Here is a 24,392-nt window from a genome sequence, read left to right as displayed (position 1 = left end):
CGGCTGGAATTCGTCCATCTGTTCCGCGAGTTAGAACTTCGGCAAGCGAACCACTTTGCGGGCAAAGGGGTCGCTGATGCATTCGTTAGCCGTCAAAAGATGCCGCGAGGAACCGGCGCGCGTCACGACCGGTTCTCTGTTGCACAGTGGAAGGAGACGCAACAATGGACATGAAGAAATCCTCCGCGATGACCGAAGCCTCCGGCCTGGTGAGCGACCACGAAGGTGTGGAGCTGGCCGGCTGCGCCAACTCTGGGAAGACGGCGGGGGCTCGCCCGCTGGCGACGCCCACGCAAGACGACGTCATGCGCTGGGCCGATCATCTGCGCGACGTGACGGCGAAAGCGCCGCTGCGGTCGCTGCTCGCGGCGTTTGTGCTCGGCGTCTGGTTCGCGCGTCGGCGTTAAGGTGACTCGGCTCCGTAGGCTGCCCGCCCAGAGCTTGGCAAAGCTCGTCAACGGCCCGCTCGAGTAGCTGCCGACCGCCAGGGTTTACCATCGCAATTCCTTGCGCAAAAAATTTTTGCGGCGGGACTTGAATCTTTCCCCGGACTGCTGAATTTTTTCGTCGTCGTCATACGACGATCGGGATGCCGTAAGGGTCCCGCCACTTGAGACGGGCATCGGTCGTGTCCGGTACCGCTTGTAACCATTTTGCTCCCAGGAGGATCTGGCTATGCGCACTGTTGATTTTTCGCCCCTCTTCCGGTCAGCCATCGGCTTTGACCGTCTGTTCGACCTCGCCGAAGCCGCCCAGCGCGCGGGCGAGGAGACCTATCCCCCCTACAACATCGAACGCCTCGACGAGAACCGCTTCCAGATCTCGGTCGCGCTCGCCGGCTTCACGCCGGACGAGGTCGCGCTGACGGTCGAGCAGAACGTCCTGACGCTGGAAGGCCACAAGAGCGAGAAGGACGGCAAGACCTTCCTGCACCGCGGCATCTCGGCCCGCAACTTCAAGCGGCAGTTCACGCTGGCCGACCACGTCGAGGTCAAGGGCGCGACGTTCGATAAGGGCCTGCTCGTCATCGACCTTCAGCGTGAGATTCCGGAAGCCATGAAGCCGCGGCGCATCGCGATCAACGGCACGGCGCCGAGCAATGTCACGCAGATCGAATCCAGGGCGGCCTGAGGCCATCCCGCAGCTCAATGACCAGGCCGCGCGGGAATACCCGCGCGGCTATCACCTGAACTCGTCTTGGCAATGGAGGATGCCATGCGGCCGACGACCGCTCTCCGCGACAACATTGTCGATCTCAACCCCATCATCCACCCCGGTACGGTGTTCGAACATCCCCGGGACGTGGTCTCTCATCCAGCCCTCGGTCTCTCCGAGAAGCGCGTCATTCTGGCTTCGTGGGCATCTGACGTCTCCGCGATCGCATCGTGCCCCTCGCTGCGCGCGCCCGAGGGCCTGAAAGCGCCGGTCTCCATCGACGACATCCTGGAGTGCGCTCTTCGCGCTGGACGACGGCTCCCGGCATCCGCCTGGCGGCAAGCCCACGCGGCTGCGGCCGGTCGATCGCGTGGCGGCCTGAGGCTGAGGGGAAGATGCTCGACGAGAACCTTGCCCGCATCCGCCGCCCACCGCAACAACATCCACCGCTACCGCAACCTGCTCGAGACGCGGCTCTCGGACCTCGAGCGCCAGTACATCGAGCGCTGCCTACGGCCAAGATCAACCCGCAGCCCGACCACGGTGAGATGAGCTACAAGGGCTCTGGCCGCCTGTAGGGCAAGCGGGCCATCATCACCGGCGGCGACAGCGGAATAGGACGGACGGTTGCCATCGCATTCGCGCGCGAGGGCGCCGACCTCCTGATCGCATATCTCGAGAAGAATGAAGACGCCAAGGAGGTCGCCGATCTCGTGCAGGCGCAGGGATGCAAGGTCGTTCTGGTCGAAGGCGACCTTCGGTCAGCGGACCATTGCCGGAGCGTCGTCGAGCGGGCGGTGAGCGAACTCGGCAGCGTTGACATCCTCGTCAACAACGCGGCGCCTCAAGCGAGGTTCAAGGACTTGGCCGACATCAGTGACGAGGAATGGCGGATGACGTTCGAGGTCAACATCCATGCAATGTTCTTCCTCGCGGCAAGCAGATCTATGTTCGGCCCGACACAGGCGCGCGTTTCATATTGCGCGATGCCCCGCCTGGCGCCTGCTAGGACATGGTGGGTCGGCGAATGGTCAAGACGAAAGGACACCGTCGGCAAGACCGGATGCGCATACCTGGTTGGCGATGACGGACGGTCGCTCGTCGTAAAGTGTGCCGACGGCCACGAATGGATGATTGACCAGCGTGCATTTAATTGCACGATGAACGAAGAGAACACGCATCATTGCTGGGTACGCCACGGGCGGCCCGAAGACGGCAACCTTCACGTCGACAAAGTTGGCCACAGTTGTGCAGCTGGCGCCGGGTCAATCCAGGCGCTGAAGTGGCATGTCTGCCTCCACAGCAGTCACCTCTCGGAAACGCCGTGAGCCAGGCCAGCGCCGTGATGCGGAGACGCGAGACTGCGTTCTTTCACTCGTGTCCGGCGTGCGAGGATATGCATTCTCTTCCGTTCAGTCGGACCTTCGGCGGGAACATCGAGCGGTCGACCTTCTCACCGAGTTTCGAACAGTCCTTCGTTCATTTGACTGGCGGCGTCGACGAGGTGACAAACTGTGGCCGCGGGGAGAGGCAGCGCCGGATCTGCCACTACATCGTCACGGGCGGCCGCATCAATTTCTGCAGCAACACCTTTCATCGTCGCCGCGACACCGTCGACATGCCGTTCATTCCTGATCACCTGACAGATCTATTGGACTAAATGCGGCGCATGCCCGCGCCGTAGAATACTGCCGGCTTCCTTCGGTGCCGGCAGACCGGGGCGATGCGCGAGCGTCATCCCTACATGGACCTCCACTCCGCGCCGAAAGGGTTTCGGGGCTTTTTTGTGCCCGAAAATCCAGCCGAGTTGATTAGAGAAACGGCGGAAGGCGGGATGCGCGCGTTTCTTCACCTTGACCCAATCGGATGTTAGCGAAGCTTATCTCGACTGGCCTGATTGCAACCCACCTTGCCGGCAAAGCGGATCAGTGTCGCTGCAAGTGATAGCGTTCATCACAGAAGAAACATGACTACGCCCGCAACGCTTAGCACGATCAAGACTGGCGTAATGAGTGCCAAATCTCGTCTAGTCAAGCCCACATATCCTTGCGCCTAGGGTCGGTTTAGTGGTGTTCCTAATAGCCGACGACCGGCGCGTTGCAATCGCAGCAGCGAATTTCGACCCCCGAATTGCTGACTTTCGTGGCAAGCAGGGTCGGCACGCTTTAAAGGACATCGCGCGCCGGCCCGGGTTGGTTCTCCAAGGTCTGGTGGTCTAGGCCGAGCTTGGACCGGGAGCCGCCGCGCCGGTCCCCCCGCGCAATCTTCTGGCCAGAAACGTGCCAAAGCGGGCATCTCGCTACGCCGTCGAGCGTCAATGTTAACGTTCCCGTCGACTTGTAACGCACGCCGCAAAAGAGAAGGCTGTATTCGGTCCGGTGGCGGATGGCGACGCGAGAGCGATGCAACGCCTCGATCCTGATTCAGATCCAGGCTGGACCTCCATTACCGCGCTCCAGCACGCTTTCCTGCTTACTTTCGAGAGACCTTCCAAGCCAATAGATCGACAACTCGAGCGAGCAGTGCTTAAAACTCAGTCCGCTTTTTCCTCTTGCTCGCTTGAGCATCCAGTTTAGTACGATGTGTCTAAGCTCAAGATTTGGTGCTTGCTCCGAAAACCGGCTCCGTGCGAAGAGGTCTTTCTCGAGCAACAAGGGAAACCCATTGTGCCACTCTCTCTTGACGGCGAAATTCGAGATGGACGGCACTGTATGCAGGTCCGAGTGTATTTCGAGGACACCGATTCTGGCCAAATTGTTTATCACGCAAATTTCTTGCGCTTTATGGAACGCGGCAGAACGAATTACTTGCGCCTGCTCGGTACCAATCAGCAGGCCCTGCTAGAGGAAGCAAAAAAGGATGCACCGGGCTTCGCCTTTGTTGTCCGTTCCATGACAATCGATTTTCTGAAGCCGGCAATTTTGGACGATTTGCTTGAAGTCGTCACGGTCCCGCTAGACGTGAGAGGCGCGTCGATAGTCTTGCTACAGGAGTGCAGGCGCGGGAGCGATCTCTTGGTATCGGCTCGTATACGCGTCGCGTTTATCTCAGGTGGAAAAGCGCAACGCATCCCCAAAGACTTACGGCTCGCTATGGAAAAGCGTGCGTAAACTTGCCATCGTTCACGCTTCTACTCCCAAGCGACCCAATGAAATCAGTCGGTTGGTCTTTTGCGATATAGTCAAGTCAGAGTTCTCCGGCATCGTCTATCACGCCAACTACCTGCGCTTCATGGAGCGCGGGCGGACCAATCATCTGCGGCTGATGGGCGCCGAGCAGCAGGCGCTGTTCGAACAGCCCGCGACGGACGATGCCGGCTTCGCCTTCGTGGTGCGCTCGATGCATTTGGATTTCCTCAAGCCCGCGCGGATGGACGACGTGCTCGACGTCGTGACCTGGCCGATCGCGGTGAAGGGGGCCTCCATCATGCTGGCGCAGGAGGTGCGGCGCGGCGATGACGTGCTGGTGAAGGCTGAGGTCCGCGTCGCCTTCATCAGCGGCGGCCGTGCCCAGCCGATCCCGAAATCGATCCGGACGCTGATGAAGGCCGATGTGATTTCGTGATCGGGCGATAGGGAGTGGCCTCTCGACTCCGTGGTGGGCGGCGATAGATTTGCGCACCCGTCACCCCGATGAGGCCATCATGTCGCGCCCGCCGCTTCCGCCCTTCACCCGCGAGACCGCCGCGCAAAAGGCGCGCATGGCGGAGGATGCCTGGAATTCACGCGACCCGCAGCGCGTCGCGCTCGCCTACACCGAGGACAGCCGCTGGCGCAATCGCTCCGAAGTGTTCCAGGGCCGAGAGGCCATCGTGGCGTTCCTGACCCGCAAATGGGAGAAGGAGCAGGAGTACCGCCTGATCAAGGATCTCTGGGCCTTCGATGGCAACCGTATCGCGGTCCGCTTCCAATACGAATGGCACGATGCCGGCGGCCAGTGGTACCGCTCCTATGGCAACGAGCAGTGGGAATTCGACGAGCACGGGCTGATGAAACGTCGCGAGGCGTCGATCAACGACATCGCGATCGCCGAAAAGGACCGCCGGTTTCACTGGCCGGCGCCGGGACCGCGGCCTGCCGATGTCGCGGGATTGGGAAGCGATCCGTTCTGAGAGAGGCACCACGCTCCATCCTCATGGTGAGGAACCGCCAGACCGGCGTATCGAACCATGCGAGCCCCGCTGCTGCCCGGCCCCCGTCTTTCGAGACGCAGGGCGCGATCCTCAGGACGAGGGAACGGGCCCGCGTGAGAGAAATCGCGCGATCGCTCCGCCGAGCTTGGCACTGTCCATGGGCTCTGCAAGCGACGCCCGTGCGGTCGCGACGACATCGTCCGGGGCTTTCCCGTCGCGCAGCTCGCAGCACACTTCCGCGAACCCGACGTCGAACTCCGGATGCGGCTGCACGGACATCGTCGTGCCGTTGGCATAGAGCAGGCCGGCATGCGGCGTGAAGTCGGATGCGAGGAAGGTGCGCGCATCGTGCGGCGCCTCGATCACCTGGTCCTGATGCGAACAGGCAACGGCCAGCTGAGCGCCGTCGACGACGCCGTTGTCCGGCAGCACGCGATAGACGTGGCGGCCGATGCCCCAGCCCCTGTCCGATTTGCGCACGGTGCCGCCGAGTGCCTGCGCGATCAGTTGGTGGCCGAAGCAGACGCCGACCATCGGCGTTCGGTTGTCGTGGGCCGCGCGCACGAAATCCTCCAGCGGCCCGATCCAGTCGAGGCCGTCATAGACGCCTGCGGCCGATCCGGTGATCAGGATCGCCTCGAGCCCGCGCGGATCGGGAAGCGGATCGCCATTCGGGATGCTGACGACCTCGACCGTGGCGGTGGGGTCCTCGGCATGGACCATGCGCTTGAACATGCTGGGAAACGAACCGTGCCGATCCCGATATTTCTGCGGGACCTGCCCGGCCTCAATGATGGTGATGCGTGCCATGCAAGTCTGAGGTAGGAGATCGGGAGCATCCGTGCAAGCACGGCGTGGGCAGAACCCCTTTTCGCCGGCAAGCGCGACGCGGGACGATAGGAGAACCATGTCAGGGGAATACGAGGTCGCGGTCGTCGGCGGCGGATTGCTCGGCTCGGCCATCGCCTGGGGCCTCGGCCGGCTCGGCAAGCGCGTGGCCGTGTTCGACGAAGGCGACATCACCAAACGCGCCTCGCGGGCCAATTTCGCGCTGATCTGGGTTCAGAGCAAAGGGCTCGGCATGCCGGCCTACACGCTCTGGACCGTGCGCGCGTCCGAAGCCTGGGGCCGGCTCGCCTCGGAGCTGAAGCAACAGACCGGCCTCGACGTCAGCCTGCAGCAGAATGGCGGTTTTCACCTGGCGCTCGGCGAGGCCGAATTCGGCCGGCGCTCCGATTTCGTCAAGCGCATGCACAACCAGGCCGGAGCCGCCGACTACAGGATGGAGATGCTCTCCGCATCCGAGGTGCAGAAGTCGCTGCCGCTGATCGGGCCGGACGTCGCCGGCGGCAGCTATTGTCCGCTCGATGGTCACGTCAATTCGCTGCGCACGTTCCGTGCATTCCATACCGGCTTCAAGGCGTTTGGCATCGACTATTTTCCGGGTCACCCGATCTCGGCGATCAGCAAGAGCGGCGGAGAATTCCGGCTGACCACGCCGCAGGGCGAATTTCGCGCGGCCAAGGTCGTGCTCGCCGCCGGCAATGCCAACCAGACACTTGCTCCGATGGTCGGCCTGCATGCGCCGATGGGCCCGACCCGCGGCCAGATCGTGGTGACCGAGCGCACCATGCCGTTCCTGCCGCATCCGCTGACCACGCTGCGCCAGACCGACGAGGGCACGGTGATGATCGGCGACAGTATGGAGGACGAGCTCGACGACCGCGCGCTCAAGCTCCCGATCAGCGCGGTGATGGCCGAGCGCGCGCAGCGCATGTTCCCGCATCTGGCGCGGCTCAACGTGGTCCGGAGCTGGGCCGGAATCCGTGTCATGCCGCAGGACGGCTTTCCGATCTATGACCAGTCGGAGACGCATCCCGGCGCCTTCGTGGCCTGTTGCCATTCCGGTGTGACGCTCGCCTCCAACCACGCCTTCGAGATCGCGCGCATGGTCGCTGCCGGCGCGCTCGAGCCGGAGCTGGTCGGTGTGTTCTCGGCCAGCCGCTTCAGCGGCGCGGGCGCGGTGAACAACAGCGGCTATTAGCGATTTCAGGGAAGGAGCCAAAGAGGCATCCCATGTTCAAACGATCCGAACAGGACAAGCGAGCGCCGGTCCAGATCTTCGTGGACGGCATCGCCGTCACGGCGCGCCAGGGCGACACCGTCTCAGCCGCGCTGCTGGCTTCCGGCGGCGATGTGCGGCGTGCGACCGCGGTCAGCGGTGCGCCGCGGTTGCCCTATTGCATGATGGGCGTGTGCTTCGACTGTCTCGTCACCATCGACGGCGTCGGCAATCGCCAGGGCTGTCTCGTGCCCGTCGCCGAAGGCATGCAGGTCGAGATCCAGAAGGGCAGGCGGGAGGTCGGCCGATGAGCATCGCTCCCGGGCGCGAAACCTATGATGTCGTGGTGATCGGCGCGGGGCCCGCGGGCCTTGCGGCCGCGACAATGTCCGCCGAAGCCGGTCTGTCGACGTTGCTGCTCGACGAGAATGCCGGTCCCGGCGGCCAGGTGTTCCGCGCCATCGCCACGACACCCGTCACCGAGCGCGACCATCTCGGCGCCGACTACTGGGCCGGCGCCGATCTCGTGCAGGCGCTACGCGCGAGCGGTGCGGAAGTCGTGCAGCGCGCGACGGTCTGGAGCCTCGACCAAAATCTGGAGATCGCCGTCTCCGTTAGCGGCGCATCCGCCTTCATCAAGGCGAAGCGCGTCATCCTCGCGACCGGCGCGCTGGAGCGGCCGTTTCCGATTCCGGGCTGGACGCTGCCCGGCGTGATGAGCGCGGGCGCGGCGCAGACCATGCTGAAATCGTCGGCCCTCCTGCCCGACGGCCGCACCGTGATCGCGGGGCAGGGGCCGCTGCTTTGGCTGCTCGCCGCGCAGATCCTGAGGCTGGGCGGTCGCATTGATCGCATCCTCGACACCACCGCGCGCGGCAGTTACTTCGCGGCGCTGCCCCATGCCTTTGCGTTCCTGACCTCGCCGTACTTCGCCAAGGGCCTCGCGATGATGCGCGAGGTGAAGGCGAAGGTGCAGGTCGTATCCGGCGTCACCGAGCTTGCGGCGTCCGGTAATGGTGAGCTCGCCGGCGTCAGCTACGTCGCGGGCGGCACGCGCGAGACCATTGCTGCCGACCTTCTGCTGCTGCATCAGGGCGTCGTACCCAACGTCAACCTCGCGATGTCCGCGGGCATCGCGCATCGCTGGGACGATCTGCAATTGTGCTGGTCGCCCGTGCTCGATGCGAACGGCAATTCCTCGGTTGCCGGCATCGCGATAGCCGGCGACGGCGCCGGCATCGGCGGTGCGAATGCGGCCGTCGTGCGCGGCCGCATCGCGGCGCGGGCCGCAGTGGAAGCGCTCGCGCCCGCGGCCGTGGCGAAGCTCGTCCCGATGGCGGCACTGCGCGCCGATCTCGCCAAAGCCGAGCGCGGGAGGACGTTCCTCGATGTGCTCTTCCGTCCCGCGCCGCAATTCCGCATCCCCACGGGCGACACCATTGTCTGCCGCTGCGAGGAAGTCTCGGCGAAGGACGTGCTCGATGCCGTCGCGATCGGCGCGACCGGGCCGAACCAGCTCAAGGCGTATCGCCGCGCCGGCATGGGCCCGTGCCAGGGCCGGCTCTGCGGCCTCACGGTCACCGAGATGATGGCGCAGGCGCGGGACAAGACGCCAGAGGAGATCGGCTATTACCGTCTGCGCGCGCCGGTCAAGCCGATCACGCTTGCCGAACTCGCCTCCGTCCCGAAGAGCGAGGCCGATATCAGGGCGGTGGTGCGCGGATGAAGGAGTGTGGATGCGATCGCCTTCGGCGGCCTTCGCCGGACCGTGACCGCGCTGAAGCTTGTGCAGCGCAACCGAAGAACAGAACGTTGGACTGACGCGGCCCGGGCATCAGCTCGAACATGACAAAGTTGTAATAGTAGGGCTATGCTGCGGGACTTCTACCCGGAGCCATTTCCATTTATCGGTAGAGGATATGGCTGGAAATGCCCGATGTCCTTGCAGAACAATAATAACAAGCTCGCGCTCAGATTTCGCTGCCCCAAGGAGCTCGAGGGTCTATTGCCACCGCCGATTCCGGCGAGCCAAGGCGTTCCGGACTGGCTGAAGACGATGCCGCCGACGGCCTTCAGCGCCCTCAACCAGCAGGACGAACAGACCATCAAGCGCTGTCCGCCCTTCGTCGATGCGATGACGTGCGGTTTCCTGATTCCGCTGATCTGCGATCTCAGGATCGAGGATGGTGAGATCGTCTGGGACAACGACATCCCGCCGGGCGGCGAAACCGAGTTTCCGCGCTCGCCGATCAGCTTCCACGATCCCGGTCAGGTGACGGGATCGCCGCTGTTCGAATCCGACCGCTTCCTGATCAAATTCCACAATCTCTGGACCATCGAAGCGCCGGAAGGCTATGCGCTGTTCTTCACGCATCCGGTCAATCGCTTCGATCTGCCGTTCACGACGCTGAGTGGTCTCGTCGATTGCGATCGCTACAAGGATGCCTGGATCCACTTTCCCGCGCATTGGCACGACACCAGGTTCAGCGGCGTCCTGCCCAGGGGCACGCCGATCGCGCAATGCATTCCGGTGAAGCGGGAAAACTGGACCAGGCAGACCTCGTCCTTCACCATCGAAGAAACGCAGAAGGTTCAGGCGCTCCGTGCCGAACTCAGGCGCGAGACGGGCTTGTACAGACGGAAGTTCAGGGCGTAGGCGCCAGCTCGCGCTCGAGGAACTTTGCCGCGGCGCTCGGGCGGAAGAAGAACCGCCCATGCGTGGTGCTCGCAAGCGCAAAGGCCGCACGGCCAAGCATCTGGGGCCTTCCACGAAGCACGTTGCGCAGCGCGGCCTCGCCGCAATCGCGCTTGCCCATCTCCATCAGGCAGATCGCGCGATTGGCCTGGGACAGGATGTCGTCCGGGCGCTGCGCGAGCACATGACGATAGAGCTCGGCCGCCTCCGCATATTTGCCGTCGAGGAGGAGAGCCTTGGCGAGCTCGACCAGAACATCGGCGCGTCCGGGCGCTGCGTCGCGCACGGACGTCAGCACGGCGAGTGCCTTCGCGCGGTCGTTGTTCTGAAGGCTCAGCCGTCCGAGATCGACCTTCAGCTCGATGCTTGACGGCGACAGGGCGACCGCATCCTCGATGACCTTCACGGCTTCGTCGAGTTGACCGGCCTTCGCGAGCTGGCCGGCCAGCTCCTGAAACGCGGGCAAGTAGGGTGGGCGGCGCGCAGCAGTCCGGCGCAGTTGCGCGATCCCCTCGCTCTCACGATGCGCGCCGCAGAGCGCGTGGCCGAGCAGCGTCTCCACTTCCGGATCGTTGCTGCGGCGAGCGACCTTGTCCAGCGGCGGGATCGCCTCGCCTGCACGGTTCTGGCCGAGCAGGGCGTGGGCCAGGATCATCGCCGCATTGCGGTCCGTGCGATTGGATTTCAGGGCTTCGGCGGCGAGGCGCGCCGCGACGTCGAACTGCTTCGCCCGCAACGCGAAAAAGGCCTGCTGAAGCAGCTGGGCGAGGGCGTTGTTTGGCTTGCCGCTCACGAGATGGCCTCTTCATGCGAGACACGACGATTTTGTCCGCACTTACCGCGTTCGCCTCGCGGCGTCCATCAAAAAGCCTTGTGAGGCTTCGGCTGCGGCCAGACGACGTCGCGTGGAGCGTGCCTTGATCTCGCCCCGAGCCGGGGCTATGACCGTCTACTCATCAGGATATTCGCAGCCATGGACATGACCCCGACCGCAAAGCCGATCTGCCTTGCCCACGGGGACTTCCATGCCTGCTTCGATCATCCTGTCACGTCTTTCGCTGTCCACGCCTGACGGACGCGCACTCCTTACCGATATCGATCTGACCTTCGGCGCCGAACGGGCCGGACTCGTCGGCCGCAACGGCGTTGGAAAAACGACGTTGCTCGCCGCGATCGCGAACGAGCACGGTCCGCACTCCGGACGCGTCGTCGTGACCGGGACAATAGGCCTTCTGCGCCAGCACGTCCGGCTTCCTGCGGGCGCGGAAGTGATCGATCTGTTCGGCGCGCGACGCGCGCTGGAGCTGCTGCGTCGCGCGGAACGCGGCGACGCGTCCGCCGACGACATCGCCGACGTCGACTGGACCCTCGATGCGCGGCTCGCCTCCGCTCTGGCCCGTGTCGGATTCGATGCCGCTCCCGACACGGAACTGGACTGCCTGTCGGGCGGGCAGGTGACGCGGGTTCGTCTCGCCGCGCTGCTGTTCGCCGAGCCGGATTTCCTGCTGCTCGACGAGCCCACCAACAATCTCGACCGGGATGGCCGGAAGGCTGTGGTCGAGCTGATGGCGGCCTGGCGTGGCGGCGCGATCGTCGTCAGCCACGACCGGAGCCTGCTCGAGACCATGGACGCGGTCGTCGAGCTGACCTCGCTTGGGGCCAAGCGATATGGCGGCAACTGGAGCAGCTACCGCGAGCAGAAGGCCGTCGAACTCGCTGCCGTCAGGCATGATCTTGCGCATGCCGAGAAGCATCTGTCCGAGATCGACGGCAAGGCGCAGGAAGCGGCCGAGCGAAAGGCGCGCAAGGACAGCGGCGGCAGGAAGAAGCGGAGCAAGGGGGACATGCCGCGGATCCTGGCGGGCGCGCGCAAGGATCGCAGCGAGGACAGCGGCGGAAAGGGCACGCAAATGGCCGAGCGGCGGCGTGCGGAAGCGCTTGGTGCGGTCGAGGCGGCGCGCCGGCGCATCGAAATTCTTCAACCGCTCTCCGTCAAGCTGCCTTCGACGCATCTGCCGGCCGGGCGCGAGGTGCTCCGGCTCGACCGTGTCAGCGCCGGCTACCAGCCGGAGCGGATGATCCTGCGCGATCTGTCGCTCGCCATCGTCGGGCCGGAGCGGGTTGCCGTCGCCGGACCGAACGGCTCCGGCAAGACGACCCTGCTGAAGCTCGTCACGGGCGAGTTGCGTCCGCTCGCGGGCATCGTCCGGGTCAAGCCCGACTTCGCCATGTTCGATCAGAAGGTCAGCCTGCTCGATCCCTCGATCTCGGTTCTGGAGAATTTTCAGCGTCTCAATCCGAAGGCGGAGCAGAATGCCTGCCATGCCGCGCTCGCCCGGTTCATGTTCCGCGCCGACGCCGCCCTGCAGGTCGTCTCAGGCCTGAGCGGCGGGCAAATGTTCCGCGCCGGTCTCGCCTGCGTGCTGGGCGGCCCGGCGCCGCCGTGCCTGCTGATCCTGGACGAGCCGACCAATCATCTGGACATCGAGTCCATCGAAGCGGTCGAGGCAGGCTTGAGCGCCTATGACGGCGCACTTCTCGTCGTCAGTCACGACGAAGCGTTTCTGCAGGCGATCGGCGTCACCCGCCGCCTGGATCTCGATGGCCATCCGGCAGCTCCGGCCTGATGGCTGCCGGCGCACGCGGCCTCACGCCGTTCCGCCGCCGGGCTCCAGCGCTTCGCCCATCTCCAGCGGATGGGCCATCGTCTCGTGCAGCGCGTTGCGATCGAGCTCGCCCTCGGAGATGCTGATCACGATGCAGGCGACGCCGTTGCCGATCAGATTGGTCAGCGCACGGCACTCGCTCATGAACTTGTCGATGCCGACGAGGATCGCGATCGACTGGATCGGGATGTCGGGCACGATCGAGAGCGTCGCCGCGAGTGTGATGAAGCCGGCGCCGGTCACGCCCGAGGCCCCCTTCGAGGTGATCATGGCGATGCCCAGGATGCCGAGCTCCTGCCAGATGGTCAGGTGCGTGTTGGTGGCTTGCGCCAGGAACAGCGTCGCGAGCGTCATGTAGATGTTGGTGCCGTCGAGGTTGAAGCTGTAGCCCGTTGGGATGACGAGGCCGACCACCGAGCGCGAGGCGCCGAGGTGCTCCATCTTCTGGATCATCTGCGGCAGCACCGTTTCGGACGACGACGTGCCGAGCACGATCAGCAGTTCGTCCTTGATGTAGGCGATGAAGCGCAAGATCGAGAAGCCGGCGAGCCGGGCGATCGCGCCGAGCACGATCAGCACGAACAGGATGCTGGTCAGGTAGAACGTGCCGATCAGGGCGGCGAGATTGAGCAGCGAGCCGAGGCCGTAGGCACCCACGGTGAACGCCATCGCGCCGAAGGCACCGATGGGCGCGACACGCACGATGATGCGGATGATGCCGAAGAACATCTTCGCGGCCTTGTCGATCGCTTCCGCGATCGGCTCGCCGGCCTTGCCGAGGAAGGCGATGGCGAAGCCGGAAAGGATCGAGATCAGCAGCACCTGCAGGAGGTCGCCGCGCGCGATCGCGCCCAGATAGCTGTCGGGGATGATCGCCATGAGGTGGGCGACGATGCCGTCCTCCTTGGCCTTGGTCACGTAGGTCGCCACCGACTTCGGATCGATCGTCGCGGGGTCGATGTTGAAGCCGTGCCCGGGCTGGAGCAACTCGCCGACGAGCAGGCCCATCGCGAGCGCAACGGTGGAGACCGTCTCGAAATAGATCAGCGACTTCAGTCCGACCCGGCCGACACGCTTGAGGTCGCCCATCGACGAGATGCCGTGCACCACGGTGCAGAAGATCACCGGCGCGATCATCATCTTGATCAGCGCGATGAAGGCGTCGCCGAGCGGCTTCAACGCCTTGCCGAGGTCGGGATAGAAATAGCCGACCAGCACGCCGAGCGCGATCGCGATCAGGACCTGAATGTAGAGGATCTTGTACCAGGGCTGATGACGGCGACGGACGGCTGGCTGGATCGCAACTGGTGTCATAATGTGTGCCCCGGAACGCATCGAACGTGCATGATTTACATCATGTGATGACCGCTGCAGAAACGGCAATCACATTTTTGTCGATCCGCGCGAGATCGATCGCTGCACCGCAACGGGGGGAACATGACGATCGCAAAGGGTTCGGAAGAGCAGGCACGGGGTTATTTTCCGCACTGGAAACTTAAGACCTCGGGCGTGATCATGCCGGAGGAGCGGCTGCCATGGAGCCAGACAGTCGTCTCCGGTCTCCAGCACTGCGTCGCGATGTCGGGCTCGACGATCATCGCACCGCTGCTGATGGGGTTCGATCCCAATGTCGCGGTCCTGTTCTCCGGCATCGGCACGCTGATCTTCTTCGTCATCGTCGCGGGACGCGTGCCGAGCTATCTCGGCTCGAGCTTCGCCTTCATCGCCGTCGTCATCGCCGCCACCGGCTATGCCGGGCACGGGCCGAATCCGAACCTGTCCGTTGCGCTCGGCGGCATCGTCGGGGCGGGTGTGCTCTACGGTGTCATTGCATTGATCGTGATGTGGTCGGGAGTCGGCTGGGTCGAGAGGCTGCTGCCGCCGGCCGTCACCGGTGCCGTGGTCGCCGCGATCGGCCTCAATCTCGCGCCCGTGGCGGTCAAGGCCGTGAGCGCCGGCGCGTTCGATACCTGGATCGGGCTCGCGACCGTGCTGATCATCGGCGTGGTTGCCGTTGCCGCCCCGGGCCTGTGGCGCCGCCTGCCGGTCATCCTCGGCGCGATCGGTGGATATCTCCTGTACCTGCTGTTCGCGAATGGTCTCGGCTTCGGCAAGCCGATCGATTTCGCGCGGCTCTCGGCCGCGCCGTGGCTCGGCCTGCCGAACTTCAGCACCCCGACTTTCCAGGCCGATGCGATCTTCCTGATCGCGCCGGTGGCGGTCATTCTCGTTGCCGAGAACCTCGGTCACATCAAGGCCGTCGGCGCCATGACGGGCCGGAGCCTCGACCGCTATCTCGGTCGCGCTTTGCTTGCCGACAGCCTCGCGACGATCGTGGCGGCCAGCGGTGGCGGCACCGGCGTCACCACCTATGCCGAGAACATCGGCGTCATGGCCGCGACGAAGGTCTATTCGACCTTGCTGTTCGCCTTCGCGGCCGCGGTCTCGGTCCTGCTCGGCTTCTCGCCGAAATTCGGTGCGCTGATCCTGTCGATCCCCGGTCCCGTCATCGGCGGCCTCTCGATCGTGCTGTTCGGATTGATCGCGGCGATGGCCGGCCGCATCTGGGTCGAGAACAAGGTCGACTTTGCGGACCCCGCGAACCTGATCACCGTCGCCGTGGCGCTGACCGCGGGTGCCGGCGATCTCACGCTCAAGTTCGGAGCGTTCACGATCGGCGGGATCGGCACCGCGACCTTCGGCGCGATCATCCTTTACCAGATCCTGACCTCGCCGCTGGCGCGCCGTGCGGAATGAGTCCCAGGGTTGCATTGAGGGATGGAACAAAATCCAGGTTCCGCCGATGATCAGGCATTCTGGAGAGAACCCATGCCGCAAACCGATCGTTCAACGTCGTTTCCGTCGCGCCTCGTCGGCCAATATGCGCTGGTGACCGGTGCGTCCCAGGGCATCGGGCGGGCCGTCGCCATCCGCCTCGCCCAGGAAGGGGCGACCGTCGCCATCAATTATTTCGGCCATCCCGACAAGGCCGAGGAAACGCTCGCGCTCGCGCGGACCGCGTCGGGCGATCGCGGTCACGGCAAGCTCGATCATGTCATCGTCAAGGCCGATGTCGGCAAGCAGCCGGAGATCGACGCGATGTTCGAGACGATCCTGGCACGCTGGAAGCGTCTCGACTGCCTCGTCAACAATGCCGGCTTCCAGCGGGAGTCGCTGAGCGAGGCGCTCGACGTCGAAACCTACCGCCGCATCATCGACGTCAATCTCAACGGTGCCGTGCTTTGCGCTCAGAAGGCGCTCGCGCATTTCGTCGCGCGCGGCGGAGGCGGCAGCATCATCAACTGCTCGAGCGTCCACCAGATCATTCCGAAGCCCGGCTATCTCGCTTATTCGATCAGCAAGGGCGGCATGGCCAATCTGACGCGTACGCTGGCGCTGGAATTCGCCGGCCGGGGCATCCGTGTCAACGCGGTCGGGCCTGGCGCGATCGATACGCCGATCAACGCGGCCTGGACCGGCGACCCCGAAAAGCGCGGCGTCGTCACCAGCCACATTCCGCTGGGCCGTGTCGGCACGCCGGAAGAGATCGCCGCCGTGTTCGCCTTCCTCGCCTCCGATGATGCCAGCTACATCACGGGGCAGACCATCTACGCTTGCGGCGGCTTGACGCTCTTCCCGGAGTTTCGCGACAATTGGGCGAGCTAGAACTCGCCGCCGATGCCGAGATACGCGGTGTGTTCCGTGCCGCCGCCATTGCCGTAGCCGCCGCCCACGCTCAGCGGCGTTGAGGCGACGAGCGAAACCGAGGCCGCCTTCGCCGCGATAGACCGAGCCTCGCATTTGCCAGGTCGTCTTGCCCGGCTCCGATGGCATCGGCGCGGTGGCGGTTGCGACCGCCGCCGCGATGCTGCGCCGGAAACGCCGCCCGGCAAGGCGGTGGTCTCGCAGAAGCAGGTTGCCTCACCCAAGCCGAACACGGCTCCGAAATAATCGGTGGTTGTTCCGTTTTGGGAATTGCTGCTCAACGAAACAGCAGGGCGATGACGCGATGGGCTGCTCGCGAGTCGCACCAGCTTTTCGCGCATGGAGCTCCGCATCGCTGTTGAAGTTTTACAGTCGTCATGCACATTGTGATATTGTGTGACTGAAGGCGCAAATGCCCCGCATGTTGTTTGTAATGATGAAAGTTCACCGTGCCGTCTGAAGCCGCTCTGCTGTCGGAGCTGATCGGCCTCGTTTATGACGCCGCGCTCGATCCCACCCTGTGGCCGCGTGCCCTCGAGCAAGCCTGCCTGTTCGTCGGCGGTTCCTCCGGCAGCCTGTTTTGGCATGATGCCGCGACAGAGCAATCCGTGGTGATGCATATCTTCAACGAAGATCCGCACTACACGAAGCTCTATTTCGATAAATATCTTCCACTGAACCCCTGTTTTCCGGCGGCGACGTTCGTCGAGGCCGGTGTCGTCTGCGGTTCCACCGACCTCATCCCGTTCGACGAGATCGTCGAGACGCGCTTCTACGCGGAGTGGATGAAGCCGCAGGGCATCATCGACGCGCTCGCGGCCAATCTGGAGAAGACCGCGACGAGCGCCTCGATTCTCGCCGTCCGCATGCACGAGAAGGACGGGCTTGCCGATGCCGACGATCGCCGCCGGCTCGCGCTCATCGTTCCGCATTTCCAGCGCGCCGTCTCGATCGGCCGGTTGTTCGACCAGAGCAAGTCGGCCCAGGCGGTGCTGACCCAGACGCTCGACAACGTGTCCGCCAGTGTCTTTCTGGTCGGCCCGAACGGCCGTCTCGTCTTCACCAACGCGCCGGGCCGCACCTTGCTGGACGAAGCCTCGCTGCTGACCGAGAGGAACGGCTTGTTGTCCGCGACCGCGCCTGACGCGCAGCGGGCGCTGCGCGAGGCGCTCGTGGCGGCCGAGAACGGCAACATCGCGGCTGACGGCAGCGGTCCGATTTCGCTGTCGACGGCGTTGCCGGGCCAATGGTTTGCCAGCGTGCTGCCGCTGACATCCGGCGACCGCCAGCACGCGGGCGCACTGCATTCCGCGGTTGCCGCCGTCTTCGTGCGCAAGACTTCGCTGGCCAGCCCGCCGCCGCTGGAGGTGCTCGCGAAGCTGTACAAGCTCACGGCGAGCGAGGTTCGCCTGGTCGATGCCGTCATGCGGGTGAGCGGAGTGAAGGCGCTGGCCGAGGCTCTGGGTCTGACGCAAGCGACGGTCAAGACCCATCTCCACAATGTCTTCAGGAAAACCGACACCGCGCGGCAGAGCGAACTCGTCAAGCTGATCGCCGGCTTCGGGCCATCGGAACGGCCGTGATCTGGCAAAACCCCATGGCGCAGACTACATCTGCGCCATGGCAATTCCCCCGGTGGCAACCCGCCCGCTCCAGGATTTCGTCGACCGGCACGAACGCCTGTTCGTGCTGACCGGTGCCGGCTGCAGCACGAATTCGGGCATTCCCGACTATCGTGACAGTCACGGCAACTGGAAGCGGACCCAACCGGTCAACTATCAGGCCTTCATGACCGAGGAGCGCACTCGCCAGCGCTATTGGGCGCGCAGCCTGATCGGATGGCGGCGGTTCGGCCAGGCCCGCCCGAACGACGCGCATCATGCGCTCGCCCGCTTGGAGGCGAACGGGCGTTGCGAACTGCTGCTGACCCAGAATGTCGACCGGCTGCATCAATCCGCGGGCCACCGGCAGGTGATCGACCTGCACGGCCGGCTCGACCTCGTCCGCTGCATGGGATGCGGCCGCAAGACGCCGCGCGCTGAATTCCAGGATGCGCTCGGTCGCGCGAACGCGGAGTGGCTGACGCTGGACGCCGCCGACGCGCCGGATGGCGATGCCGATCTGGAGCATGCGGATTTTTCCTCGTTCGTCGTGCCGTCCTGCGGGGCTTGCGGCGGCATCCTCAAGCCCGACGTCGTCTTCTTCGGTGAGAACGTTCCTCGCGACGTCGTCGCCACCGTGCATGATCATCTGGCGCAGGCCGACGCGATGCTGATCGTCGGCTCTTCGCTGATGGTCTATTCCGGCTTCCGCTTCGTGCAGGCGGCGGCGCGCCGGCAGATTCCGATCGCGGCGATCAATCTCGGACGCACCCGCGCCGACGATCTGCTGACCCTGAAAGTCGAGGAGCGCTGCGAAGCGGCGCTTGCATTCCTGCTCTGATCGCGCGGTCGGCGAACACGCCTTGCCTATCGGATGGCAGCCGAGCAGAATGGCTCGGCGCGGTGATGCCGAGCCCGGTTTCTGGCATGGAAGTTGCTGCGTTTTCGGCTCCAGGTTTGACGATCAGCACGGAGAATTTCGAATGCTTGAGGGAGCCGAAGTGCGGCTTGCCGTCGATATCGGTGGCACCTTCACCGACATCGTGCTGGACGTGGGTCCGGATCGCAAGACGCGCAAGGTGCTGACGACGCCGCAGCGGCCCGAACAGGCTGTACTGGACGGAATGCGTCTCATTCTCACCGACGCGCATGCGCATATCAGCGACATCGACGTCTTCATCCACGGCACGACGCTGGCGACCAATGCCATCATCGAACGGCGTGGCGCCAGGACGGCGTTGGTCGCGACGGAAGGCTTTCGCGATGTGCTGGATATCGGCACCGAGAGCCGTTACGACCAGTACGATCTCGGCATCGACAAGCCGAAGCCGTTGGCGCCGCGATCCCTGCGCTTCACCGTTCCCGAGCGCATCGACGCGCACGGCGCCGTCCGTCTCCCGCTCGATGAAGACGCGGTGCGCGCGCTCGTGCCGAAACTGCGTGCGTTGAACGTCGAAAGCGTCGCGATCGCATTCCTTCACTCCTACGCCAATCCCGAACACGAGCGGCGCGCGGCCGCGATCCTCGCGGACGAGATGCCCGGCGTGTCCGTGACGATATCGTCGGCGGTCTGTCCGGAGATCCGCGAATACGAGCGCACCTCGACCGCGGTCGCGAATGCCTACGTGCAACCGCTGATCGACGGCTACCTCGCGCGCATGGCCGACGCCTTGCAGGTCGAGCAGTTCCGCGGTGCCATCTATCTCGTCACCTCCGGCGGCGGCGTCACCTCGATCGAGACGGCGCGGCGCTTTCCCGTGCGTCTCGTCGAGTCCGGGCCGGCCGGCGGTGCCATCTTCGCGGCGCAGATCGCGGCAAGGCTCGGCGAGAGCAAGGTGCTGTCCTTCGACATGGGCGGCACGACCGCGAAGATCTGCCTGATCGAGAAGTACCAGCCAGAGACCTCGCGCGTGTTCGAGGTCGATCGCGCCGCGCGTTTCCTGAAGGGCTCCGGCCTGCCGGTGCGCATTCCCGTGATCGAGATGGTCGAGATCGGCGCCGGCGGCGGTTCGATCGCGCATGTCGACGCCATGAAGCGCGTCACCGTCGGTCCCGAGAGCGCATCGTCGGAGCCGGGGCCTGCATGCTATGGCCGCGGCGGTGAGCGTCCGGCCGTGACGGATGCGGACGTCGCGCTCGGCATGATCGATCCCGACGCCTTCGCGGGCGGTACCATCAGGCTCAGCCCGGAGCTTTCCAAACAGGCGCTGCTCCGCGACGTCGGTACGCCGCTCGGTCTGTCGGCGGAAACCGCGGCCTATGCCGTGCACGAGGTGGTCTGCGAGAACATGGCGAGCGCCGCGCGCGTGCATGCGGTCGAGCGCGGCGAGATCGTCGGCCAGCACACGCTGATCGCCTTCGGCGGCGCCGCGCCGCTGCACGCGGCGCGCGTCGCGGAGAAGATCGGCGTGTCCCGCGTGATCGTGCCGTCGAATGCGGGCGTCGGATCGGCGGTCGGCTTCCTCGCAGCCCCGATCGCCTATGAGCTGGTGCGCAGCCGTCACGTCCGGCTCGACGATTTCGACACCGAGGCCGTCTCCGATCTGCTGCAGGAGATGGTGAGCGAAGCGCGCGCTCTGGTCGAGCCTGGCGCAGCCGGCGCGCCGGTGCGCGAGCGACGCGCCGCCTTCATGCGCTATGTCGGCCAGGGTCACGAGATCACGGTCGAGCTGCCGAACCGGCGGTTGACGGGAGACGATCTCGCCGGCCTGCGCCGGAAGTTCGAGGCGGACTATTCCGCGATGTTCGAGCGGCCGATCCCGGGTGCGGCGATCGAGGTGCTGAGCTGGTCCGTGCTCGCGACCACCGAGGCCCGCAATCCGCCGGTGGTCGCATCCGTCGCGCGCCAGCCGGCGGCCAAGGCCTCGGGAAGCCGCAAGTTCTTCGACGGCCGCGCCGGTGAAGTGATCGAGATCCCGCTCTATCGCCGCGAGGACATGACGCCCGGCGCGACCATCGCCGGCCCCGCCGTCATCGCCGAAGACGAGACGTCCACGTTCGTCTCCACGAGTTTCGACGCGCATATCGACGGGGCCGGCAGCATCGTCATGGAACGGAAGGCGGCCTGATCATGAGCAAGGCAAGCGGCGCGAGCCTGATCGACCTCCAGATCATGTGGCACCGGCTGATCGCCGTGGTCGAGGAACAGGCGCAGGTGCTGCTCCGCACCGCCTTCAGCCCGATCGTGCGCGAATGCGGAGATCTCTCCGCCGGCGTGTTCGATCTGAGGGGGCGAATGCTGGCGCAGGCGGTGACCGGCACGCCGGGACACGTCAACTCGATGGCGGAATCGGTCAAGCACTTCATCGCGCATTTCCCGCTCGAGACCATGAACGAGGGCGACGCCTACATCACCAACGATCCCTGGATGGGCACCGGCCACCTCAACGACTTCGTCGTCACCACGCCCTGCTTCAAGGACGGCAAGGTCGTTGCGCTGTTCTCCTGCACCAGCCATCTCATGGACATCGGCGGCATCGGCTTCGGCCCCGACGCCACGGACGTCTTCATGGAGGGGCTCTACATCCCCATGCTGAAGCTGATCGACCGGGGCGTCGTCAACGAGACGCTGATGGCGATGATCCGCACCAACACCCGGCTGCCGATCGACACCGAGGGCGACACCTATTCGCTCGCCGGCTGCAACGACGTCGGCTGCGAGCGCCTGGTCGAGATGATGACCGAGTTCGACATCGACACGCTCGACGACCTCGGCGACTACATCTGCGATCGCTCGCGCGAGGCTGTGCTGGCCGAGATCGCCAAGTTGCCGAAGGGCACCTGGCGCAACAGCATGGTCGTCGACGGCTATGACGCGCCGGTCACGCTGGCCGCGACGCTGACGATTTCGGACGACGGCATCCATGTCGATTTCGACGGCACGTCGGCGGCTTCGAAGTTCGGCATCAACGTGCCCCTGTCCTACACCACGGCCTATACCGTGTTCGGCCTCGGCTGCGTCGTCGCCTCACAGATCCCGAACAACGCCGGATCGCTCTCGCCGCTGACGGTGGCGGCGCCCGCGGGCGCGATCCTCAACGCGCCGAAGCCGGCGCCGGTCGCCTCGCGTCACATCATCGGCCAGATGCTGCCGGACGTCGTGTTCGGTTGCCTGCGCCAGATCATTCCGGAGCGTGTGCCCGCGGAAGGTACCTCGTGCCTGTGGAATCTCAACGTGCGCGGACAGACGCGTTCGGGCGCCGGCGGCAATTACGGATTCTCGATGGCGGTGACCAGCAATGGCGGCACCGGCGCGCGCTTCGGCAAGGACGGATTGTCGGCCACCGCCTATCCCAGCGGCGTGCGCGGCACCCCGGTCGAGATCGCGGAGACGCAGACGCCGCTGATCTTCTGGCGCAAGGAGTTGCGACCGGATTCCGGCGGGGCGGGACGCACCCGTGGCGGCCTCGGCCAGATCATCGAGGTCGGCAGCGGCATCGACGCGCCCTTCGATATCCTGGCGGCGTTCGACCGCATCGATCATCCGCCGCGCGGTCGAGACGGCGGCCGTGATGGCGAGGCCGGCTATGTCGGCCTGAAGTCGGGGCAGAAGATGCGCGGCAAGGGTTTTCAGACCGTACCGCCCGATGATCGGCTGGTGGTGATGACACCCGGCGGCGCCGGTATCGGCGCGCCGACGGAGCGCGAGCGCGCCGCGGTCAAGGACGACGTCGAGAGCGGGCTCGTGTCAGCGGACAACGCGACCGCGGTCTACGGCTACGCGCGCTGACGCGGTTGCGACGCATCGTCCCGGCCGCATCCGCCGGGACGATGCCCTTGTCGATGCGGTCCTAAGCCGCCGCCTTCTTCCGCGCCTGCTCCGCCTTGTACAACTCGAATTCCTCCGCGATCGCGCGTGCGATCGACGGCCGCTGGCGCAGGCGGTCGTGATAGGCCTTCACATTCGGCCATTTCGCAAGCTCGATCGGCGGCGTCGCCATGGTCCAGTTGATGACCGTGACGAGGTAGGCGTCGGCGACGCTGAAATGGTCGAGCAGGAAGCTGCGTCCTTCGAGATATCCGTCGAGATAGTCGAGCCGCGACAGGTTCTTCTCGAGCACATAGGCCTTCACATCCTGCGATGCCTTGCGGTCGAGCAGCGGCACGAACAGGCCCTTGTGCAGCTCGGTGCCGATGAAGCACAGCCATTGATGCAGGCGCGTGCGATCGATGCCCTGGGTCGCGCCGAGACCGGATTGCGGGAAGCGATCCGCGACATATTGCAGGATCGCCGCGTTCTCGGTCAGCACCACGCCCTCGTCGGTGCGCAGCGTCGGCACGAGGCCGATCGGGTTCACGGTACGGAAGTCGGAGCCGTCGCCGAGCACCTTCTTGGTCGGCGGATCGACTTCGAGATAATTCGCCGCGGCGCCGGCTTCGTAGAGGGCGACGCGGGTCGCCATCGAACAGGCGAGCGGCGAGAAATAAAGATCCATCTTGGGCCTCCTTGGGCAATTCCTCTTGGTGATCGCTGGAATGTCGCTCAACCTGGCCAGATTGATTTTTGTACTGTCTTGCATAGTATATCGGCGGTCAAGGATTAATTTGCGAAATGGTACAAAAACAAAAGCCGCCATCTGCTGCCAGTGAGCCCAAGCGTCGCGGCCGTCCGCGCGCCTACGAGCCGGACGTCGCGCTCGGCAAGGCCCTCGACCTCTTCCGTAGGCAGGGATTTGCCGCCACCTCGCTCGACGACCTCAGCGAGGCCACAGGCATGAACCGGCCGAGCCTGTACGGCGCCTTCGGCGACAAGCGCGAGCTCTACATCAAGAGCTACCGGCGCTATCGCGAGGAGGCGCGCGCCGCGATGGTCGAGATCTTCCGCCAGGAGATGCCCGTGCGCCGGCGGCTGGAGCGCATCTATGCAGCCGCGCTGAACATCTATCTCTCCGGCGAGAACGGCCCGCGCGGCTGCTTCACGGTCGTCACGGCAGGCTCGGAAGCGGTCAGCGATCCCGAGATCCGCGGCATGGTGCTCGAAGGCCTGAACGAACTCGACAAGGCGTTTGCGAACTGCTTCCGCCGCGCCAGGGAGAACGGCGAATTGCCCGCCAGCGCCGATCCAGTCGCGCTGGCACAGATCGCCTCCGCCACTGTCCATACCATCGCGATCCGCTCCCGCGCCCGCGTCGCGCGCAAGGAGTTGGAGGCGATCGTGAAGGGCGCGATCGACGTGATGGTGGGGCCTCATGGATAGGCCGTCGTCCGGGCGCGAGCCGGAAGACACGACGGGTGTGGTACGCGCAATGCCCTCAACGTCGTCCTGGCGAAGCCAAGACCGTAACCACAAGATGTGGATTGGCGAAGGCTCGGAGTTAGATCCTCGCGCCGCAACTCCTCCCTGGGAGTATGGGTCCCGGCTTCCGCCAGGACGACA

General features: G+C 65.0%; 23 protein-coding genes and 2 pseudogenes. 20 read left to right on the top strand and 5 right to left on the bottom strand.

The window, feature by feature from the left end:
* Nucleotides 1-164 precede the first annotated feature (164 nt).
* From QM712_RS15470 to QM712_RS15435, 8 genes and pseudogenes are all read left to right on the top strand, one after another.
* Nucleotides 165-407 (top strand): hypothetical protein, encoded by a 243-nt coding sequence (locus tag QM712_RS15470; RefSeq protein ID WP_415023979.1) that lies wholly within the window; start codon nt 165-167, stop codon nt 405-407.
* A gap of 268 nt (nt 408-675) precedes the next feature.
* Nucleotides 676-1,131 (top strand): Hsp20 family protein, encoded by a 456-nt coding sequence (locus QM712_RS15465; RefSeq protein ID WP_415023978.1) that lies wholly within the window; start codon nt 676-678, stop codon nt 1,129-1,131.
* 84 nt (nt 1,132-1,215) lie between these two features.
* Nucleotides 1,216-1,537: pseudogene (locus QM712_RS15460) on the top strand (hypothetical protein).
* 166 nt (nt 1,538-1,703) lie between these two features.
* A pseudogene (locus QM712_RS15455) lies at nt 1,704-2,087 on the top strand (SDR family NAD(P)-dependent oxidoreductase); the annotation flags it as partial.
* A 392-nt stretch (nt 2,088-2,479) separates the two neighbouring features.
* The gene (locus QM712_RS15450; RefSeq protein ID WP_415023977.1) at nt 2,480-2,815 is read left to right on the top strand and encodes a hypothetical protein; all 336 of its coding nucleotides are present in this window, start codon (nt 2,480-2,482) and stop codon (nt 2,813-2,815) included.
* Between the two features lie 1,051 nt (nt 2,816-3,866).
* A complete protein-coding gene (locus tag QM712_RS15445; RefSeq protein ID WP_415023976.1) occupies nt 3,867-4,265 on the top strand; it encodes a YbgC/FadM family acyl-CoA thioesterase in 399 nt (132 codons plus the stop codon).
* A 43-nt stretch (nt 4,266-4,308) separates the two neighbouring features.
* A complete protein-coding gene (locus QM712_RS15440) occupies nt 4,309-4,719 on the top strand; it encodes a YbgC/FadM family acyl-CoA thioesterase (RefSeq protein WP_415024045.1) in 411 nt (136 codons plus the stop codon).
* 79 nt (nt 4,720-4,798) lie between these two features.
* Nucleotides 4,799-5,266: a DUF1348 family protein gene (locus tag QM712_RS15435; RefSeq protein WP_415023975.1), complete on the top strand. Its 468-nt coding sequence runs from the start codon at nt 4,799-4,801 to the stop codon at nt 5,264-5,266.
* A gap of 111 nt (nt 5,267-5,377) precedes the next feature.
* Here the strand turns inward: QM712_RS15435 and QM712_RS15430 are convergent, their stop codons facing one another.
* A complete protein-coding gene (locus QM712_RS15430) occupies nt 5,378-6,097 on the bottom strand; it encodes a type 1 glutamine amidotransferase (RefSeq protein ID WP_415023974.1) in 720 nt (239 codons plus the stop codon).
* A gap of 97 nt (nt 6,098-6,194) precedes the next feature.
* On the opposite strand from QM712_RS15430, the gene QM712_RS15425 reads away from it, so the two are divergent.
* From QM712_RS15425 to QM712_RS15410, 4 genes are all read left to right on the top strand, one after another.
* Nucleotides 6,195-7,331 carry an NAD(P)/FAD-dependent oxidoreductase gene (locus tag QM712_RS15425; RefSeq protein WP_415023973.1) on the top strand — a complete coding sequence of 379 codons (1,137 nt, stop codon included), beginning with the start codon at nt 6,195-6,197 and terminating at the stop codon, nt 7,329-7,331.
* A 32-nt stretch (nt 7,332-7,363) separates the two neighbouring features.
* The gene (locus QM712_RS15420) at nt 7,364-7,660 is read left to right on the top strand and encodes a (2Fe-2S)-binding protein (protein ID WP_415023972.1); all 297 of its coding nucleotides are present in this window, start codon (nt 7,364-7,366) and stop codon (nt 7,658-7,660) included.
* Entirely contained in the window at nt 7,657-9,075 is a 1,419-nt protein-coding gene (locus tag QM712_RS15415) for an NAD(P)/FAD-dependent oxidoreductase (protein ID WP_415023971.1), read from the top strand. The genes QM712_RS15420 and QM712_RS15415 overlap by 4 nt, the downstream gene beginning before the upstream one ends.
* A 210-nt stretch (nt 9,076-9,285) precedes the next feature.
* Nucleotides 9,286-10,005 carry a hypothetical protein gene (locus QM712_RS15410; protein WP_415023970.1) on the top strand — a complete coding sequence of 240 codons (720 nt, stop codon included), beginning with the start codon at nt 9,286-9,288 and terminating at the stop codon, nt 10,003-10,005.
* On the opposite strand, the gene QM712_RS15405 is transcribed toward QM712_RS15410, so the two are convergent.
* Complete coding sequence (locus tag QM712_RS15405) at nt 9,995-10,837, bottom strand: tetratricopeptide repeat protein (protein WP_415023969.1); 843 nt, start codon at nt 10,835-10,837, stop codon at nt 9,995-9,997. The genes QM712_RS15410 and QM712_RS15405 overlap by 11 nt on opposite strands.
* A gap of 232 nt (nt 10,838-11,069) precedes the next feature.
* On the opposite strand from QM712_RS15405, the gene QM712_RS15400 reads away from it, so the two are divergent.
* Complete coding sequence (locus tag QM712_RS15400; RefSeq protein ID WP_415023968.1) at nt 11,070-12,671, top strand: ABC-F family ATP-binding cassette domain-containing protein; 1,602 nt, start codon at nt 11,070-11,072, stop codon at nt 12,669-12,671.
* Nucleotides 12,672-12,692: 21 nt separating this feature from the next.
* On the opposite strand, the gene QM712_RS15395 is transcribed toward QM712_RS15400, so the two are convergent.
* On the bottom strand, nt 12,693-14,024 hold the full coding sequence (locus QM712_RS15395) for a dicarboxylate/amino acid:cation symporter (protein WP_415023967.1): 1,332 nt from the start codon (nt 14,022-14,024) through the stop codon (nt 12,693-12,695).
* A 123-nt stretch (nt 14,025-14,147) separates the two neighbouring features.
* On the opposite strand from QM712_RS15395, the gene QM712_RS15390 reads away from it, so the two are divergent.
* Both QM712_RS15390 and QM712_RS15385 read left to right on the top strand, forming a co-directional pair.
* Nucleotides 14,148-15,467 (top strand): solute carrier family 23 protein, encoded by a 1,320-nt coding sequence (locus QM712_RS15390; RefSeq protein ID WP_415023966.1) that lies wholly within the window; start codon nt 14,148-14,150, stop codon nt 15,465-15,467.
* Nucleotides 15,468-15,539: 72 nt separating this feature from the next.
* Nucleotides 15,540-16,376 carry an SDR family oxidoreductase gene (locus QM712_RS15385; protein WP_415023965.1) on the top strand — a complete coding sequence of 279 codons (837 nt, stop codon included), beginning with the start codon at nt 15,540-15,542 and terminating at the stop codon, nt 16,374-16,376.
* On the opposite strand, the gene QM712_RS15380 is transcribed toward QM712_RS15385, so the two are convergent.
* Complete coding sequence (locus tag QM712_RS15380; protein ID WP_415023964.1) at nt 16,373-16,756, bottom strand: hypothetical protein; 384 nt, start codon at nt 16,754-16,756, stop codon at nt 16,373-16,375. The genes QM712_RS15385 and QM712_RS15380 overlap by 4 nt on opposite strands.
* 108 nt (nt 16,757-16,864) lie before the next feature.
* Here QM712_RS15380 and QM712_RS15375 point away from each other — a divergent pair, with 108 nt between their 5' ends.
* From QM712_RS15375 to QM712_RS15360, 4 genes are all read left to right on the top strand, one after another.
* The gene (locus QM712_RS15375; protein WP_415023963.1) at nt 16,865-17,998 is read left to right on the top strand and encodes a helix-turn-helix transcriptional regulator; all 1,134 of its coding nucleotides are present in this window, start codon (nt 16,865-16,867) and stop codon (nt 17,996-17,998) included.
* Nucleotides 17,999-18,035: 37 nt separating this feature from the next.
* Nucleotides 18,036-18,857, top strand: coding sequence for an NAD-dependent protein deacetylase (locus tag QM712_RS15370; RefSeq protein ID WP_415023962.1), 822 nt, complete (start codon nt 18,036-18,038; stop codon nt 18,855-18,857).
* 142 nt (nt 18,858-18,999) lie between these two features.
* Entirely contained in the window at nt 19,000-21,084 is a 2,085-nt protein-coding gene (locus QM712_RS15365; protein WP_415023961.1) for a hydantoinase/oxoprolinase family protein, read from the top strand.
* 2 nt (nt 21,085-21,086) lie between these two features.
* Complete coding sequence (locus QM712_RS15360) at nt 21,087-22,745, top strand: hydantoinase B/oxoprolinase family protein (protein WP_415023960.1); 1,659 nt, start codon at nt 21,087-21,089, stop codon at nt 22,743-22,745.
* Nucleotides 22,746-22,806: 61 nt separating this feature from the next.
* Here QM712_RS15360 and QM712_RS15355 read toward each other — a convergent pair whose 3' ends face one another.
* On the bottom strand, nt 22,807-23,451 hold the full coding sequence (locus QM712_RS15355) for a glutathione binding-like protein (protein ID WP_415023959.1): 645 nt from the start codon (nt 23,449-23,451) through the stop codon (nt 22,807-22,809).
* A gap of 116 nt (nt 23,452-23,567) precedes the next feature.
* Between QM712_RS15355 and QM712_RS15350 the strand changes: the two genes are divergently transcribed.
* The gene (locus QM712_RS15350) at nt 23,568-24,212 is read left to right on the top strand and encodes a TetR/AcrR family transcriptional regulator (protein ID WP_415023958.1); all 645 of its coding nucleotides are present in this window, start codon (nt 23,568-23,570) and stop codon (nt 24,210-24,212) included.
* Nucleotides 24,213-24,392 lie beyond the last annotated feature (180 nt).

Source organism: Bradyrhizobium sp., from assembly GCF_047605465.1.
Taxonomy (GTDB): Bacteria; Pseudomonadota; Alphaproteobacteria; order Rhizobiales; family Xanthobacteraceae; genus Bradyrhizobium.
Note: the sequence above shows the minus strand (reverse complement) of the source record. Positions and strands in the feature narration are given on the sequence as shown.

Excerpts from the sequence above, each read along its gene's own strand:
- QM712_RS15355 (WP_415023959.1), bottom strand. The coding sequence starts at position 23,451 with ATGGATCTTTATTTCTCGCCGCTCGCCTGTTCGATGGCGACCCGCGTC.
- QM712_RS15425 (WP_415023973.1), top strand. The coding sequence starts at position 6,195 with ATGTCAGGGGAATACGAGGTCGCGGTCGTCGGCGGCGGATTGCTCGGC.
- QM712_RS15470 (WP_415023979.1), top strand. The coding sequence starts at position 165 with ATGGACATGAAGAAATCCTCCGCGATGACCGAAGCCTCCGGCCTGGTG.
- QM712_RS15430 (WP_415023974.1), bottom strand. The coding sequence starts at position 6,097 with ATGGCACGCATCACCATCATTGAGGCCGGGCAGGTCCCGCAGAAATAT.
- QM712_RS15435 (WP_415023975.1), top strand. The coding sequence starts at position 4,799 with ATGTCGCGCCCGCCGCTTCCGCCCTTCACCCGCGAGACCGCCGCGCAA.
- QM712_RS15380 (WP_415023964.1), bottom strand. The coding sequence starts at position 16,756 with ATGCGCGAAAAGCTGGTGCGACTCGCGAGCAGCCCATCGCGTCATCGC.
- QM712_RS15415 (WP_415023971.1), top strand. The coding sequence starts at position 7,657 with ATGAGCATCGCTCCCGGGCGCGAAACCTATGATGTCGTGGTGATCGGC.
- QM712_RS15410 (WP_415023970.1), top strand. The coding sequence starts at position 9,286 with ATGTCCTTGCAGAACAATAATAACAAGCTCGCGCTCAGATTTCGCTGC.
- QM712_RS15390 (WP_415023966.1), top strand. The coding sequence starts at position 14,148 with ATGACGATCGCAAAGGGTTCGGAAGAGCAGGCACGGGGTTATTTTCCG.
- QM712_RS15395 (WP_415023967.1), bottom strand. The coding sequence starts at position 14,024 with ATGACACCAGTTGCGATCCAGCCAGCCGTCCGTCGCCGTCATCAGCCC.
- QM712_RS15465 (WP_415023978.1), top strand. The coding sequence starts at position 676 with ATGCGCACTGTTGATTTTTCGCCCCTCTTCCGGTCAGCCATCGGCTTT.
- QM712_RS15400 (WP_415023968.1), top strand. The coding sequence starts at position 11,070 with ATGCCTGCTTCGATCATCCTGTCACGTCTTTCGCTGTCCACGCCTGAC.
- QM712_RS15445 (WP_415023976.1), top strand. The coding sequence starts at position 3,867 with ATGCAGGTCCGAGTGTATTTCGAGGACACCGATTCTGGCCAAATTGTT.
- QM712_RS15420 (WP_415023972.1), top strand. The coding sequence starts at position 7,364 with ATGTTCAAACGATCCGAACAGGACAAGCGAGCGCCGGTCCAGATCTTC.
- QM712_RS15365 (WP_415023961.1), top strand. The coding sequence starts at position 19,000 with ATGCTTGAGGGAGCCGAAGTGCGGCTTGCCGTCGATATCGGTGGCACC.
- QM712_RS15370 (WP_415023962.1), top strand. The coding sequence starts at position 18,036 with ATGGCAATTCCCCCGGTGGCAACCCGCCCGCTCCAGGATTTCGTCGAC.
- QM712_RS15385 (WP_415023965.1), top strand. The coding sequence starts at position 15,540 with ATGCCGCAAACCGATCGTTCAACGTCGTTTCCGTCGCGCCTCGTCGGC.
- QM712_RS15360 (WP_415023960.1), top strand. The coding sequence starts at position 21,087 with ATGAGCAAGGCAAGCGGCGCGAGCCTGATCGACCTCCAGATCATGTGG.
- QM712_RS15350 (WP_415023958.1), top strand. The coding sequence starts at position 23,568 with ATGGTACAAAAACAAAAGCCGCCATCTGCTGCCAGTGAGCCCAAGCGT.